Genomic DNA, 14,519 nt, shown 5'->3' on the forward strand with positions numbered 1-14,519 from the left:
TATGTCCCGGTCAGCGAAACCTCAAAATGGTCGCCGCCGCTTTCTGCGCGATGTTGTTCGCACAGCAGGCGGGCTGGCTGCCGTGGGTGTGGCGCTGGGGTTACAACAGCAAACCGCACGCGCATCTGGCGTGCGGTTGCGCCCGCCCGGAGCCATAAACGAGAACGCCTTTGCCAGTGCCTGTGTGCGTTGCGGTCAGTGTGTTCAGGCTTGCCCTTATGACACCTTAAAACTGGCGACGCTGGCTTCTGGCCTGTCGGCGGGCACGCCATATTTTGTCGCACGGGATATTCCTTGCGAAATGTGTGAGGACATTCCGTGCGCCAAAGTGTGCCCGAGCGGTGCGCTGGATCGTGAGATCGAATCGATCGACGACGCGCGGATGGGGCTGGCGGTGCTGGTGGACCAGGAAAACTGTCTCAACTTTCAGGGGCTGCGCTGCGATGTTTGTTATCGCGAATGCCCGAAAATTGATGAGGCCATCACCCTGGAGCTGGAGCGCAACACGCGTACCGGTAAGCACGCCCGCTTTCTGCCGACGGTTCACAGCGACGCCTGTACCGGCTGCGGTAAGTGCGAAAAAGTGTGCGTGCTGGAACAACCGGCAATCAAGGTGTTACCGCTGTCACTGGCGAAAGGGGAGTTAGGTCACCATTACCGCTTCGGCTGGCTGGAGGGGAACAATGGCAAATCGTAAACGTGACGCCGGGCGCGAGGCGCTGGAGAAAAAAGGCTGGTGGCGCAGCCACCGTTGGCTGGTGTTACGTCGCCTTTGTCAGTTCTTCGTGCTGGGGATGTTTTTGAGCGGTCCGTGGTTTGGTGTGTGGATCTTGCACGGCAACTACAGCAGTAGCCTGTTATTCGACACCGTTCCGCTGACCGATCCGCTGATGACGCTGCAAAGTCTTGCCAGCGGTCATCTGCCTGCCACGGTGGCGTTGACCGGTGCGGTAATTATCACCGTGCTCTACGCCCTGGCAGGAAAGCGATTATTTTGCAGCTGGGTCTGCCCGCTGAACCCGATTACCGACTTAGCGAACTGGTTACGCAGGCGCTTTGACCTCAATCAGTCTGCGACGATCCCTCGCCACATTCGCTACGTGCTGTTGGTGGTCATTCTGCTGGGATCGGCCTTAACCGGCACACTCATCTGGGAATGGATCAACCCCGTTTCCCTGATGGGGCGCAGTCTGGTAATGGGATTCGGCAGCGGCGCGCTGCTTATTCTCGCGCTGTTTTTATTTGATCTACTGGTCGTTGAACACGGCTGGTGCGGGCACATTTGTCCGGTTGGCGCGCTGTATGGCGTGCTGGGTAGCAAAGGTGTCATTACCGTTGCGGCCACCGATCGGCAGAAATGTAACCGCTGTATGGATTGTTTTCATGTTTGCCCGGAACCGCATGTGCTACGTGCCCCGGTGCTGGATGAACAAAGCCCGGTGCAGGTCACCAGCCGCGATTGCATGACGTGCGGTCGCTGCGTGGATGTCTGTTCTGAGGATGTATTTACAATAACTACACGATGGAGTTCGGGAGCGAAATCATGAAAAGCCATGACCTGAAGAAAGCGCTGTGTCAATGGACGGCGATGCTGGCCCTGGTGGTAAGCGGCGCGGTTTGGGCGGCTAATGGCGTCGATTTTAGCCAGTCGCCGGAAGTATCCGGGACGCAGGAAGGGGCCATTCGGATGCCAAAAGAGCAGGAACGGATGCCGCTGAACTATGTGAATCAGCCGCCAATGATCCCGCATAGCGTTGAAGGTTATCAGGTAACGACCAATACCAACCGCTGCTTGCAGTGCCACGGTGTCGAAAGCTATCGCACCACTGGCGCGCCGCGCATCAGTCCTACTCACTTTATGGACAGCGACGGCAAAGTGGGCGCGGAAGTGGCTCCGCGTCGTTATTTCTGTCTGCAATGTCACGTGCCGCAGGCTGATACCGCGCCAATCGTGGGGAATACCTTTACCCCGTCAAAAGGTTACGGGAAATAAGAGGTTATTATGGGAAATTCTGACCGTAAGCCTGGTCTGATTAAGCGCCTGTGGAAATGGTGGCGTACCCCCAGCCGTCTGGCGCTGGGGACGCTGCTGTTGATCGGTTTTGTCGGTGGCATCGTCTTCTGGGGCGGCTTTAACACCGGGATGGAAAAAGCCAATACCGAAGAGTTCTGCATTAGCTGCCACGAAATGCGTAACACGGTGTATCAGGAATACATGGATTCCGTGCACTACAACAACCGTAGCGGCGTTCGTGCGACCTGTCCGGATTGTCACGTTCCGCACGAGTTTGTGCCGAAGATGATACGCAAGCTCAAAGCAAGTAAAGAGCTGTATGGTAAAATTTTTGGCGTTATTGACACGCCGCAGAAATTTGAAGCTCATCGCCTGACGATGGCACAGAATGAGTGGCGGCGCATGAAGGACAATAACTCGCAGGAGTGCCGTAACTGTCACAACTTCGAGTATATGGATACAACCGCCCAGAAATCGGTTGCCGCGAAGATGCATGACCAGGCGGTGAAAGATGGGCAAACCTGTATTGATTGCCATAAAGGGATAGCGCACAAGCTGCCCGATATGCGCGAAGTCGAGCCAGGTTTTTAACAGGGTTATTGCGTGGGTATGCTTGAAGCCAGAGAGTTACTTTGCGAGCGGGATGAACGAACCTTATTTAGTGGCTTGTCATTTACGCTGAACGCAGGAGAGTGGGTACAAATCACCGGTAGCAACGGCGCGGGGAAGACAACGCTTCTCCGTTTGCTGACGGGGTTGTCTCGCCCTGATGCGGGTGACGTTCTCTGGCAAGGGCAGCCCTTGCATCAGGTACGCGACAGCTACCATCAAAACCTGTTATGGATAGGCCATCAGCCGGGGATCAAAACCCGGCTGACGGCGTTAGAAAATCTGCACTTTTATCATCGCGATGGCGATACCGCACAATGTCTGGAAGCCCTGGCGCAGGCTGGGCTTGCCGGATTTGAAGATATTCCTGTAAATCAACTTTCTGCCGGGCAACAACGCCGCGTCGCTTTAGCGCGTCTGTGGCTGACCCGTGCCACGTTATGGATCCTCGACGAGCCTTTTACCGCGATTGACGTTAACGGCGTCGATCGTCTGACCCAGCGTATGGCGCAGCATACGGAGCAGGGGGGGATTGTGATTCTGACTACCCACCAGCCGCTCAACGTTGCTGAAAGTAAAATTCGCCGCATTTCACTGACGCAAACGAGGGCCGCATGATGTTCTGGCGCATTTTCCGTCTTGAGCTGCGTGTAGCGTTTCGCCACAGCGCCGAAATCGCCAACCCGCTGTGGTTCTTCCTGATTGTCATTACCCTTTTTCCGCTCAGTATCGGTCCGGAGCCGCAACTGCTGGCGCGTATTGCACCGGGCGTTATCTGGGTTGCCGCACTGCTTTCATCCTTGCTGGCACTGGAGCGTCTGTTCCGTGACGATTTGCAGGACGGCAGTCTTGAACAATTGATGTTGTTGCCGTTACCCTTGCCCGCCGTTGTGCTGGCGAAGGTGATGGCGCACTGGATGGTAACCGGTCTGCCGTTACTTATCCTTTCGCCCCTGGTAGCAATGCTACTGGGAATGGATGTTTATGGCTGGCAAGTGATGGCGCTGACGCTGCTGCTGGGAACCCCTACGCTTGGCTTTCTCGGTGCACCGGGCGTGGCGCTGACAGTGGGACTTAAGCGCGGTGGTGTGCTGCTCAGCATTCTCGTATTACCACTGACTATCCCATTACTCATCTTTGCCACCGCCGCGATGGACGCGGCTTCCATGCATTTACCTGTAGATGGGTATCTGGCAATTTTAGGCGCGTTGCTGGCAGGCACCGCGACATTAAGTCCTTTTGCGACGGCGGCAGCGTTACGAATCAGCATTCAATAACGCTGGATTACTGATTTTTGTTCGAGTCTGGTATCGAAACTATGTGGAAAACACTGCATCAACTGGCGATCCCACCACGGCTGTATCAAATCTGTGGCTGGTTTATACCGTGGCTGGCAATTGCCAGTGTGGTCGTGCTTACCGTTGGCTGGATCTGGGGATTCGGCTTTGCTCCGGCTGATTATCAGCAGGGAAATAGCTACCGCATTATCTACCTGCATGTGCCTGCGGCGATCTGGTCGATGGGCATTTATGCATCAATGGCGGTGGCGGCGTTTATTGGCCTTGTCTGGCAGATGAAAATGGCCAACCTGGCGGTGGCGGCGATGGCCCCCATTGGTGCCGTGTTTACCTTTATTGCCCTGGTTACCGGCTCTGCATGGGGAAAACCGATGTGGGGCACCTGGTGGGTATGGGACGCACGCCTGACTTCTGAACTGGTGCTGCTGTTTCTGTATGTTGGTGTAATTGCCCTGTGGCACGCCTTCGACGACCGCCGTCTGGCGGGCCGTGCGGCAGGTATTCTGGTGCTGATTGGCGTGGTGAATCTGCCGATTATTCATTACTCCGTGGAGTGGTGGAACACCCTGCATCAGGGATCAACGCGGATGCAGCAAAGTATCGATCCGGCGATGCGTTCGCCGCTGCGCTGGTCGATTTTTGGCTTCCTGCTGCTGTCTGCCACGCTGACGCTGATGCGGATGCGTAATTTGATTTTGCTGATGGAAAAACGCCGTCCGTGGGTGAGTGAACTGATACTGAAAAGAGGCCGTAAATGACCCCTGCATTTGCTTCCTGGAATGAATTTTTCGCAATGGGCGGTTACGCCTTTTTTATCTGGCTGGCGGTGGTGATGACCGTTATTCCGCTGGTGGTTTTGGTCGTGCACTCGGTGATGCAGCATCGCGCAATTCTGCGTGGTGTGGCGCAACAGCGGGCGCGTGAGGCGCGTTTACGTGCTGCGCAACAGCAGGAGGCTGCATGAATATTCGCCGTAAAAACCGCTTGTGGATTGCCTGTGCCGTTCTGGCGGGGCTGGCGCTGACTATCGGTCTGGTGCTATATGCGCTGCGCTCGAATATCGATCTCTTTTATACGCCGGGGGAAATTCTCTACGGCAAGCGTGAAACTCAGCAAATGCCGGAAGTCGGTCAGCGTCTGCGCGTTGGCGGGATGGTGATGCCGGGTAGTGTGCAGCGCGATCCCAATTCGCTAAAAGTAACTTTCACCATTTACGACGCTGAAGGTTCAGTAGATGTCTCTTACGAAGGCATTTTGCCGGATCTGTTCCGTGAAGGGCAGGGCGTTGTGGTGCAGGGTGAACTGGAAAAAGGCAATCATATCCTCGCGAAAGAAGTGCTGGCGAAACATGATGAAAACTATACGCCGCCAGAAGTTGAGAAAGCGATGGAAGCTAACCACCGTCGCCCGGCGAGTGTTTATAAGGACCCAGCATCATGATGCCGGAAATTGGTAACGGGCTGCTGTGCCTGGCGTTAGGGATTGCGCTGCTGCTGTCCGTGTATCCGCTATGGGGCGTAGCGCGCGGAGATGCGCGCATGATGGCGTCTTCCCGCTTGTTTGCCTGGCTGCTGTTTATGTCTGTGGCTGGCGCATTTCTGGTACTGGTCAATGCCTTCGTGGTCAACGACTTTACCGTCACCTATGTTGCCAGCAACTCCAATACCCAGCTTCCGGTGTGGTATCGCGTGGCGGCTACCTGGGGCGCACATGAAGGCTCACTGCTGCTGTGGGTGCTGCTGATGAGCGGCTGGACCTTTGCGGTAGCGATTTTTAGTCAGCGTATTCCGCTGGATATTGTGGCCCGTGTACTGGCGATAATGGGGATGGTCAGTGTCGGCTTTTTGCTGTTCATTCTCTTTACCTCTAACCCGTTCTCACGCACGCTGCCGAATTTCCCGATTGAAGGGCGCGATCTTAACCCGCTGTTGCAGGATCCGGGGCTGATCTTCCATCCGCCTCTGCTCTATATGGGGTACGTCGGTTTCTCGGTGGCGTTTGCTTTCGCCATTGCTTCTTTGTTGAGCGGGCGTCTGGACAGCACTTATGCGCGTTTTACTCGTCCGTGGACACTGGCAGCGTGGATCTTCCTGACGCTCGGCATCGTGCTCGGTTCCGCATGGGCCTATTACGAACTCGGCTGGGGCGGCTGGTGGTTCTGGGATCCGGTAGAAAACGCCTCGTTTATGCCGTGGCTGGTGGGGACTGCGCTGATGCACTCACTGGCGGTCACTGAACAACGCGCCAGCTTCAAAGCGTGGACATTACTGCTGGCAATCAGTGCCTTCTCGTTGTGTCTGTTGGGGACTTTCCTCGTGCGTTCCGGCGTGCTGGTATCGGTACACGCGTTTGCGTCTGATCCGGCGCGCGGTATGTTTATCCTCGCCTTTATGGTGCTGGTGATTGGTGGTTCGCTGCTGCTGTTTGCCGCGCGTGGACACAAAGTTCGCTCACGCGTAAACAATGCGCTGTGGTCGCGGGAATCTCTGCTGTTAGCGAACAACGTTTTGCTGGTCGCCGCGATGCTGGTGGTATTACTGGGGACGCTGCTGCCGCTGGTGCACAAGCAACTGGGACTGGGCAGTATTTCGATTGGCGAACCGTTCTTCAACACCATGTTTACCTGGCTGATGGTGCCGTTTGCGCTGCTGCTTGGTGTCGGTCCTCTGGTGCGCTGGGGGCGCGATCGCCCACGTAAAATCCGCAATTTATTGATTATCGCCTTCATCTCAACGCTGGTGCTGTCGCTGCTGCTGCCGTGGCTGTTCGAAAGCAAAGTTGTGGCGATGACGGTGCTCGGCCTGGCAATGGCCTGCTGGATTGCGGTGCTGGCAATTGCGGAAGCTGCGCTGCGTATTTCACGTGGCACGAAAACCACCTTCAGTTATTGGGGAATGGTGGCGGCTCACCTGGGGCTGGCAGTGACAATTGTTGGTATTGCCTTTAGCCAGAACTATAGCGTTGAGCGTGATGTGCGCATGAAGTCCGGCGATAGCGTCGATATTCATGAATATCGCTTCACCTTCCGTGATGTCAAAGAGGTGACTGGCCCGAACTGGCGCGGCGGTGTGGCGACTATCGGCGTAACGCGAGATGGCAAGCCGGAAACGGTGCTGTATGCGGAAAAACGTTATTACAACACTGCTGGGTCGATGATGACCGAAGCGGCGATTGACGGTGGCATCATGCGTGACCTGTACGCCGCGCTCGGTGAAGAGCTGGAAAACGGCGCGTGGGCTGTGCGTCTTTACTACAAACCGTTTGTTCGCTGGATTTGGGCGGGCGGGCTGATGATGGCGTTGGGCGGGCTGCTGTGCCTGTTTGATCCTCGCTATCGTAAGCGCGTGAACCCGCAGAAAACTGCGCCGGAGGCTGTATGAAGCGCAAAGTATTGTTAATTCCGTTGATTATCTTCCTGGCGATTGCCGCGGCGCTGCTGTGGCAGCTGGCGCGTAATGCCGAAGGGGATGATCCGACCAATCTGGAATCGGCGCTCATTGGCAAGCCAGTGCCGAAGTTTCGCCTCGAATCACTGGACAATCCGGGGCAGTTTTATCAGGCGGATGTTCTGACTCAGGGCAAACCGGTGCTGCTTAACGTCTGGGCGACTTGGTGTCCGACCTGCCGTGCGGAACATCAATATCTGAATCAGCTTTCTGCGCAGGGCATCCGCGTGGTCGGCATGAACTATAAAGACGATCGCCAGAAGGCAATCAGCTGGCTGAAAGAGCTGGGCAATCCTTACGCACTAAGCCTGTTTGATGGCGACGGCATGTTAGGACTGGATCTCGGTGTCTATGGCGCGCCAGAAACGTTCCTTATTGACGGCAACGGCATCATTCGCTATCGCCATGCGGGCGATCTCAATCCTCGCGTCTGGGAAGAAGAGATCAAGCCGCTGTGGGAGAAATACAGTAAGGAGGCCGCACAATGAGGTTTTTATTGGGCGTGCTGATGCTGATGATCTCCGGCTCAGCGCTGGCGACCATCGACGTGTTGCAGTTTAAGGATGAAGCGCAGGAGCAGCAGTTCCGGCAACTCACTGAAGAACTACGCTGCCCGAAATGCCAGAACAACAGCATTGCCGATTCCAACTCGATGATTGCCACCGACCTGCGCCAGAAAGTGTATGAACTGATGCAGGAAGGTAAAAGTAAGAAAGAGATTGTCGATTATATGGTGGCGCGTTACGGCAACTTCGTCACTTACGATCCGCCGTTAACGCCGCTGACCGTGCTGCTGTGGGTGCTTCCGGTAGTGGCTATTGGCATTGGCGGTTGGGTCATTTACGCCCGCTCGCGGCGTCGGGTACGCGTGGTGCCAGAAGCATTTCCTGAACAAAGCGTGCCGGAAGGTAAGCGTGCCGGATATATTGTTTATCTGCCGGGTATTGTGGTGGCGTTAATTGTAGCTGGCGTCAGCTACTACCAGACTGGCAATTATCAGCAGGTGAAAATCTGGCAGCAAGCCACGGCACAGGCTCCGGCGTTGCTGGACAGGGCGCTGGATCCGAAAGCCGATCCGCTCAACGAAGAAGAGATGTCGCGCCTTGCGCTGGGGATGCGTACTCAACTGCAAAAAAATCCGGGAGATATAGAAGGCTGGATTATGTTGGGCCGCGTTGGCATGGCGCTGGGTAACGCCAGTATCGCCACCGATGCATACGCTACTGCGTATCGCCTCGATCCGAAGAACAGCGATGCTGCACTGGGATACGCTGAAGCGTTGACACGTTCATCTGATCCCAACGACAACCGCCTCGGCGGTGAACTGCTACGTCAGCTGGTGAGAACGGATCATAGTAATATCCGTGTGTTAAGCATGTATGCGTTTAATGCCTTTGAGCAGCAGCGATTTGGCGAAGCCGTTGCCGCGTGGGAGATGATGTTGAAACTCTTACCTGCCAACGATACTCGCCGTGCGGTGATTGAACGTAGTATCGCGCAGGCGATGCAACATTTGTCGCCGCAGGAGAGTAAATAATAAGAGGCCCGATGGTGATGCCATCGGGCTATTTTTATTGTGCCCCGCGTTGTTGCAGGAACAGAATGGTGGCCGCCACGCGTGAGCGGACATTGAGTTTACGCAGCAGATTGCGAATGTGTACTTTTACTGTCTGCTCGGAAATATTCAACACCGAGGCAATCTGTTTATTTGACAGCCCCTGTGCCAGCTCGTGCAGAACATCCAGCTCGCGCTCCGTCAGCACGCTGAAGGGATCTTCTTCCGCGCCAAACATTTCACGTTCACGTAAGTACTGATTGACGCGTTCGCTAAAGACTTTGCTGCCTTTCGCTCCGGCACGAATCGCTTCCAGCAACACTTCCGGGTCGCTGTCTTTCAACAGATAACCGTCTGCGCCTGCGTCTATCAGCGCAAAGACATCGCTGGAGGCATCTGATACGGTCAGGATAATAACTTGCGCGGTAACGCCATCCCTGCGCAAGGCATTGAGGGTATCCAGGCCACTCATACCTTTCATATTGAGATCCAGCAAGATCACGTCGATATCCAGTCTATTCGCCAGATCGATCGCGCTCGCGCCGTCGCCCGCTTCGGCGACCACTTCAAAGCCAGGATCAAGCTCCAGTAACTGACGAACACCGCGTCGCATAAGTGGATGATCATCCACAATCATCACCTGAAAAGGCGTTGCTTCAGGCATAGTAGTCTCCTGAGGTTTTATTAGAATCATTATGTTTGAGCGTAGCGTTGGTAACGCTACCAGGCGCGTGAATGTTACCCCATTTTATGTATGGACATGTAGCGAAAACTACAACCTTGTCGTTCGCTTTGGCATCATTTTCATTATAAAGACGGAATTTTGCATCAGCTTCTCATCAAGAAAAACAACTAAAAAATCAATCACAATACTTGTGCATTTCTTTAAACAGTTTTTAAAAACTGACTCCGGGTATGGAGCTATGGGTATTTTCTCTACCCAATGCTTTTAACAGCAATTAATTTCATAGGATGAAAGCTCAATGCATCAATCTGGTTCTGTTTCTCTTTGTCGTTCCGCAATATCTGTTCTGGTGGCTACAGCGTTATATTCACCCATAGCATTGGCATCAACAGTTGAGTATGGTGAGACAGTTGATGGTGTTGTCCTGGAAAAAGATATCCAGCTGGTTTATGGGACCGCCAATAATACGAAAATCAATCCTGGCGGAGAACAGCATATTAAAGAATTTGGTATAAGTAGTAATACTGAAATTAACGGCGGGTATCAGTACATTGAAATGAATGGCACCGCAGAATACTCAGTATTAAATGATGGTTATCAAATTGTTCAAATGGGTGGCGCAGCAAACCAGACTACCCTCAATAATGGTGTGCTACAGGTTTATGGCGCAGCGAATGATACCACCATTAAAGGCGGGCGCTTAATTATTGAAAAAGATGGGATTACCGTCTTTGCCGCTATCGAAAAGGGAGGATTACTGGAGGTTAAAGAGGGGGGATTAGCATTTGCGGTAGATCAGAAAGCAGGCGGTGCGATTAAAACAACCACGCGGGCCATGGAGGTATTCGGAACAAACCGTCTCGGTCAGTTCGATATCAAGGATGGTATTGCTAATAATATGCTGTTGGAAAACGGCGGAAGTTTGCGAGTTGAAGAAAATGACTTCGCTTATAATACCACTGTGGATAATGGCGGCTTACTGGAGGTTATGGATGGCGGGACTGCAACTGGCGTTGATAAAAAAGCAGGCGGAAAATTAATTGTCTCAACGAATGCGCTGGAAGTGAGTGGTACAAACAGTAAAGGCCAATTTAGTATAAAAGATGGTGTGTCCAAAAATTATGAACTGGATGATGGTTCCGGGCTCATTGTTATGGAGGATACGCAGGCCATTGACACTATCCTTGATGAGCATGCCACTATGCAATCGCTGGGAAAGGATACTGGTACGAGAGTGCAGGCAAATGCGGTATATGATCTCGGTCGATCAGATCAGAATGGAAGTATCACGTATTCCTCTAAAGCCATCTCTGAAAATATGGTTATCAACAATGGCCGCGCTAATGTCTGGGCTGGCACAATGGTTAACGTTTCAGTCAGAGGGAATGATGGCATTCTTGAGGTCATGAAGCCGCAAATAAATTATGCACCCGCTATGTTGGTGGGTAAGGTAGTGGTTTCTGAGGGCGCTTCTTTAAGAACGCATGGTGCCGTGGATACCAGCAAAGCGGATGTTTCGCTCGATGATAGCTCATGGACCATCATTGCCGATAACACTACGACGAACCAAAACACTCGCCTCAACTTAGCCAACCTTGCGATGTCCGGCGCAAATGTGATTATGATGGCTGAACCAGTGACTCGATCATCTGTGACGGCAAGTGCGGAAAATTTCACTACGTTGACTACCAATACCCTGTCGGGAAACGGAAATTTTTATATGCGTACCGATATGGCTAATCATCAGAGCGATCAGCTCAACGTCACCGGTCAGGCAACAGGTGATTTCAAAATATTTGTGACGGACACGGGGGCCAGCCCGGCAGCAGGTGATAGCCTTACACTGGTAACAACGGGCGGCGGTGATGCTGCATTTACGTTGGGCAATGCCGGAGGCGTTGTTGATATCGGTACGTATGAATATACCTTGCTGGATAATGGCAACCATAGCTGGAGTCTGGCAGAGAATCGCGCGCAAATTACCCCTTCAACCACTGATGTGCTGAATATGGCGGCAGCACAACCGCTGGTATTTGATGCAGAACTGGACACCGTGCGTGAGCGTCTTGGTAGCGTAAAAGGCGTTAGTTACGATACGGCGATGTGGAGTTCGGCAATTAACACCCGCAACAACGTGACCACTGATGCGGGAGCTGGCTTTGAGCAAACATTGACGGGCCTGACGCTCGGTATCGATAGCCGTTTCTCCCGTGAAGAAAGCAGTACAATTCGCGGCTTGTTCTTTGGTTACTCTCATTCTGATATTGGTTTTGATCGCGGCGGCAAAGGCAATGTCGATAGCTATACCCTGGGGGCTTATGCCGGTTGGGAGCATCAGAACGGTGCCTATGTTGATGGGGTGGTGAAAGTTGACCGTTTTGCCAACACCATCCATGGCAAGATGAGTAATGGGGCAACAGCGTTTGGCGATTACAATAGTAACGGCGCGGGTGCTCATGTCGAGAGCGGGTTCCGTTGGGTTGACGGATTGTGGAGTGTTAGACCCTATCTGGCCTTTACCGGCTTTACCACTGATGGTCAGGACTACACGTTATCAAACGGCATGCGCGCGGATGTGGGAAATACCCGGATATTACGGGCTGAAGCGGGAACGGCGGTAAGCTATCACATGGACCTGCAAAACGGTACGACGCTGGAACCCTGGCTGAAAGCCGCCGTGCGTCAGGAATACGCCGATTCTAACCAGGTGAAAGTTAATGACGATGGCAAATTTAATAATGATGTGGCTGGAACCAGTGGCGTTTATCAGGCTGGGATAAGGTCATCGTTTACCCCGACGTTAAGCGGTCATTTGTCTGTCAGTTATGGCAATGGCGCAGGGGTAGAATCGCCGTGGAATACTCAGGCGGGTGTGGTCTGGACGTTCTGATAACAGAAAATAAACAGGCCGTGATGTGTCGCGGTCTGTTTATCGAATTAAATGCAGATATAAAAAAACCAACCTTTACGGTTGGTTTTTTTGGGGATTTTTGGTCGGCACGAGAGGATTTGAACCTCCGACCCCCGACACCCCATGACGGTGCGCTACCAGGCTGCGCTACGTGCCGACTCGTGGCTGTTAATACTACCGTTTTCCACACCGATTGCAAGTAAGATATTTCGCTAACTGATTTATAATTAATCAGTTAGCGATAAAACGCTTCTCGTCTGTCAGCACTTGCAATAACAAACTTAACTGTGGTTTTTCATCTTTCACTCTTTCACCACGTAAGTTGTAAGTGCGGTATTTACCGTTATTGTTCAGCACCAGCGTCTTTTTCGGGGTGGTAATTGCCAGCGTATCGTTATCCGCAGCAGTAACCCAGTAATGACGGCGTTGAGGGTTGAACAAATCCTGACCTTGCGAATATTCGCTGGCAGGTGTGCTGACATGTAGCAGGCGTTGCATCAGCGTCGTCATCAGATCGGTATGATCAGTCAGAGCATTAATACGCTGCGCCGGCGTGCCTGGCCAGTGAATAACTAATGGCACCTGCAGATGACCGTGGGACCAGTCAAAGGTTTCTTCCTCTTCGCTCAGCGGAATACCCCGACCGGCAGTGATAATCACCACCGTATTGTCCAGTTTGCCAGAATCACGTAGCGCATTGAGCACGCGGTTGATCTGGTCATCGACATTGCCTGCCGCCCGGCTATATTTCCGTGCAAATGCCTGCTGATTGCTGTCGTCAATGTTAGTGCCATTGAAAGAAACCCACGAGAACCAGCGGTTATCTTCTTGTGCGTAGCGGCCCAGCCAGTTGATCCACTGCGTGGCGGTCTGCTCGTCGGATTGGGTGCGTACGCTCGGCATCGAGAAATCTGACAATAATGCCTGACGATACAGCGGGCTGGTAAAGCCATCTGACGAGAATAACCCCAGCTGATAGCCTTGCTGATTAAGCGCAGTAATTAACGCCGCAGGCGTACGGGTCGACAGAATACCGTCCATATAGCTCGGCGAGATGCCATAGAACAGGCCAAAGATGCCGTTGTCTGTAGTGTTGCCGGAGCTCATATGGCGCGTGAACGAAATATTTTGCTCAGCAAAACCTGCCAGCGCAGGCATCTGCTTCTCGAAGCGTGAGTAGTTCAGGCCATCGACAGTAATCAACAGCACATTCTGCCCGGTGCCCATATCGCGATAGCGCAGTTCGCTTAACGGATACTGAACGGAAACGGCGTCTGGATTACCCTGCTCAATGAGACGGCGTTGATATTCCTGCGCATCAAGCAGGCCATGCTTCTCAAGAAAACGTCGCGCCGTCATCGGGTACGAAAGCGGCAGGTTAGCGCGCTGCATGGTGATCGGGCGATAGAAGTTGGCATCGGCCCAGATATACACCACATGCGAGGCGATAAAGGCGATAAATAAGAATGCGGCCAGCGGGCGCGCGAAGCGTCGACGACGCGTCAGGCTTCGCAGCTTTTGCCAGCTCCACGTCGCAAACACCAGTTCAAGCAATAAAATAACCGGCACGCTGATGAACATCAGCTGCCAGTCGCGCGCCATCTCATTTTCGTCAGGGTTGATAACCAGCTGCCAGACGATGGGATTAAGATGGAGATGGAAACGAGTAAAGACTTCGCTATCGATCAGTAATAGCGTCATTCCCGCCGTTGCCAGAATGACGGACAAAAACCTCATCAGCCTCTGGGAGCCGACGATAAAGGTCAGCGGGAAGAGGATCAGCAAGTAGGTGGCGAACACCAGGAAGCTGAAATGGCCGATAATGCTTACGTAGGAATAAATGCGACCAGCAAGCGTTGTCGGCCAGTCGGCGATAAACAGGTAACGGCTGCCAATGACGAGCGAAAGCAGAATATTGAACAGTGCAAACCAGTGCCCCCAACTGACCATCTGGGAGACTTTTTCACGGTAGCGCTGACGATGAGTTACCATAACCTGTTA

Annotated in this window: 15 protein-coding genes and 1 tRNA gene; 13 read left to right on the plus strand and 3 right to left on the minus strand. The window is 53.2% G+C overall.

Annotated elements, in window-relative coordinates; genetic code table 11:
* Position 1 precedes the first annotated feature (1 nt).
* Genes napG through ccmH form a run of 12 tightly spaced genes read left to right on the plus strand, consistent with a single transcriptional unit; the run spans position 2 to position 8,904 of the window.
* A complete protein-coding gene (napG, locus tag ACK8NJ_RS08235; protein WP_000091291.1) occupies positions 2–697 on the plus strand; it encodes a ferredoxin-type protein NapG in 696 nt (231 codons plus the stop codon).
* Complete coding sequence (gene napH, locus ACK8NJ_RS08240; RefSeq protein ID WP_000013506.1) at positions 684–1,547, plus strand: quinol dehydrogenase ferredoxin subunit NapH; 864 nt, start codon at positions 684–686, stop codon at positions 1,545–1,547. Before napG ends, napH begins: the two co-directional genes overlap by 14 nt.
* Positions 1,544–1,993, plus strand: a complete 450-nt coding sequence (gene napB / locus ACK8NJ_RS08245; RefSeq protein WP_000835177.1) for a nitrate reductase cytochrome c-type subunit — start codon at positions 1,544–1,546, stop codon at positions 1,991–1,993. The genes napH and napB overlap by 4 nt, the downstream gene beginning before the upstream one ends.
* Positions 1,994–2,002: 9 nt before the next feature.
* Entirely contained in the window at positions 2,003–2,605 is a 603-nt protein-coding gene (napC, locus tag ACK8NJ_RS08250; RefSeq protein ID WP_000528376.1) for a cytochrome c-type protein NapC, read from the plus strand.
* Positions 2,606–2,617: 12 nt separating this feature from the next.
* Positions 2,618–3,241 carry a cytochrome c biogenesis heme-transporting ATPase CcmA gene (gene ccmA, locus ACK8NJ_RS08255; RefSeq protein ID WP_000525568.1) on the plus strand — a complete coding sequence of 208 codons (624 nt, stop codon included), beginning with the start codon at positions 2,618–2,620 and terminating at the stop codon, positions 3,239–3,241.
* Positions 3,238–3,900, plus strand: a complete 663-nt coding sequence (gene ccmB / locus ACK8NJ_RS08260; protein WP_000971741.1) for a heme exporter protein CcmB — start codon at positions 3,238–3,240, stop codon at positions 3,898–3,900. Before ccmA ends, ccmB begins: the two co-directional genes overlap by 4 nt.
* A 41-nt stretch (positions 3,901–3,941) precedes the next feature.
* Positions 3,942–4,679 (plus strand): heme exporter protein CcmC, encoded by a 738-nt coding sequence (gene ccmC / locus ACK8NJ_RS08265; RefSeq protein ID WP_001295447.1) that lies wholly within the window; start codon positions 3,942–3,944, stop codon positions 4,677–4,679.
* Positions 4,676–4,885, plus strand: coding sequence for a heme exporter protein CcmD (gene ccmD / locus ACK8NJ_RS08270; RefSeq protein ID WP_105962259.1), 210 nt, complete (start codon positions 4,676–4,678; stop codon positions 4,883–4,885). Before ccmC ends, ccmD begins: the two co-directional genes overlap by 4 nt.
* Positions 4,882–5,361 carry a cytochrome c maturation protein CcmE gene (gene ccmE / locus ACK8NJ_RS08275; RefSeq protein WP_001026418.1) on the plus strand — a complete coding sequence of 160 codons (480 nt, stop codon included), beginning with the start codon at positions 4,882–4,884 and terminating at the stop codon, positions 5,359–5,361. The genes ccmD and ccmE overlap by 4 nt, the downstream gene beginning before the upstream one ends.
* A complete protein-coding gene (gene ccmF / locus ACK8NJ_RS08280) occupies positions 5,358–7,301 on the plus strand; it encodes a cytochrome c-type biogenesis heme lyase CcmF (protein WP_000982444.1) in 1,944 nt (647 codons plus the stop codon). Before ccmE ends, ccmF begins: the two co-directional genes overlap by 4 nt.
* Positions 7,298–7,855, plus strand: coding sequence for a thiol:disulfide interchange protein DsbE (dsbE, locus tag ACK8NJ_RS08285; protein ID WP_000824439.1), 558 nt, complete (start codon positions 7,298–7,300; stop codon positions 7,853–7,855). Before ccmF ends, dsbE begins: the two co-directional genes overlap by 4 nt.
* Positions 7,852–8,904, plus strand: a complete 1,053-nt coding sequence (gene ccmH / locus ACK8NJ_RS08290; RefSeq protein ID WP_001211564.1) for a cytochrome c-type biogenesis thiol:disulfide oxidoreductase CcmH — start codon at positions 7,852–7,854, stop codon at positions 8,902–8,904. The genes dsbE and ccmH overlap by 4 nt, the downstream gene beginning before the upstream one ends.
* 34 nt (positions 8,905–8,938) lie before the next feature.
* Here the strand turns inward: ccmH and narP are convergent, their stop codons facing one another.
* Positions 8,939–9,586 carry a nitrate/nitrite response regulator protein NarP gene (gene narP / locus ACK8NJ_RS08295; RefSeq protein ID WP_328180730.1) on the minus strand — a complete coding sequence of 216 codons (648 nt, stop codon included), beginning with the start codon at positions 9,584–9,586 and terminating at the stop codon, positions 8,939–8,941.
* Between the two features lie 319 nt (positions 9,587–9,905).
* Between narP and yejO the strand changes: the two genes are divergently transcribed.
* Positions 9,906–12,497 carry an autotransporter YejO gene (gene yejO, locus ACK8NJ_RS08300; protein WP_411962337.1) on the plus strand — a complete coding sequence of 864 codons (2,592 nt, stop codon included), beginning with the start codon at positions 9,906–9,908 and terminating at the stop codon, positions 12,495–12,497.
* A gap of 101 nt (positions 12,498–12,598) precedes the next feature.
* On the opposite strand, the gene ACK8NJ_RS08305 is transcribed toward yejO, so the two are convergent.
* Together ACK8NJ_RS08305 and yejM are read right to left on the minus strand one after the other, a co-directional pair.
* A tRNA-Pro gene (locus tag ACK8NJ_RS08305) sits at positions 12,599–12,675 on the minus strand.
* Positions 12,676–12,749: 74 nt separating this feature from the next.
* Positions 12,750–14,510: an LPS biosynthesis-modulating metalloenzyme YejM gene (gene yejM, locus ACK8NJ_RS08310; RefSeq protein ID WP_000256203.1), complete on the minus strand. Its 1,761-nt coding sequence runs from the start codon at positions 14,508–14,510 to the stop codon at positions 12,750–12,752.
* Positions 14,511–14,519: the final 9 nt, after the last annotated feature.

The sequence above is a fragment of the Escherichia sp. F1 genome, from assembly GCF_046764225.1.
GTDB classification, from domain to species: domain Bacteria; phylum Pseudomonadota; class Gammaproteobacteria; order Enterobacterales; family Enterobacteriaceae; genus Escherichia; species Escherichia coli.

Coding starts and splice junctions, on each gene's coding strand:
- napG (WP_000091291.1), top strand. CDS start 2: ATGTCCCGGTCAGCGAAACCTCAAAATGGTCGCCGCCGCTTTCTGCGC.
- napH (WP_000013506.1), top strand. CDS start 684: ATGGCAAATCGTAAACGTGACGCCGGGCGCGAGGCGCTGGAGAAAAAA.
- napB (WP_000835177.1), top strand. CDS start 1,544: ATGAAAAGCCATGACCTGAAGAAAGCGCTGTGTCAATGGACGGCGATG.
- napC (WP_000528376.1), top strand. CDS start 2,003: ATGGGAAATTCTGACCGTAAGCCTGGTCTGATTAAGCGCCTGTGGAAA.
- ccmB (WP_000971741.1), top strand. CDS start 3,238: ATGATGTTCTGGCGCATTTTCCGTCTTGAGCTGCGTGTAGCGTTTCGC.
- ccmC (WP_001295447.1), top strand. CDS start 3,942: ATGTGGAAAACACTGCATCAACTGGCGATCCCACCACGGCTGTATCAA.
- ccmD (WP_105962259.1), top strand. CDS start 4,676: ATGACCCCTGCATTTGCTTCCTGGAATGAATTTTTCGCAATGGGCGGT.
- ccmE (WP_001026418.1), top strand. CDS start 4,882: ATGAATATTCGCCGTAAAAACCGCTTGTGGATTGCCTGTGCCGTTCTG.
- ccmF (WP_000982444.1), top strand. CDS start 5,358: ATGATGCCGGAAATTGGTAACGGGCTGCTGTGCCTGGCGTTAGGGATT.
- dsbE (WP_000824439.1), top strand. CDS start 7,298: ATGAAGCGCAAAGTATTGTTAATTCCGTTGATTATCTTCCTGGCGATT.
- ccmH (WP_001211564.1), top strand. CDS start 7,852: ATGAGGTTTTTATTGGGCGTGCTGATGCTGATGATCTCCGGCTCAGCG.
- narP (WP_328180730.1), bottom strand. CDS start 9,586: ATGCCTGAAGCAACGCCTTTTCAGGTGATGATTGTGGATGATCATCCA.
- yejO (WP_411962337.1), top strand. CDS start 9,906: ATGCATCAATCTGGTTCTGTTTCTCTTTGTCGTTCCGCAATATCTGTT.
- yejM (WP_000256203.1), bottom strand. CDS start 14,510: ATGGTAACTCATCGTCAGCGCTACCGTGAAAAAGTCTCCCAGATGGTC.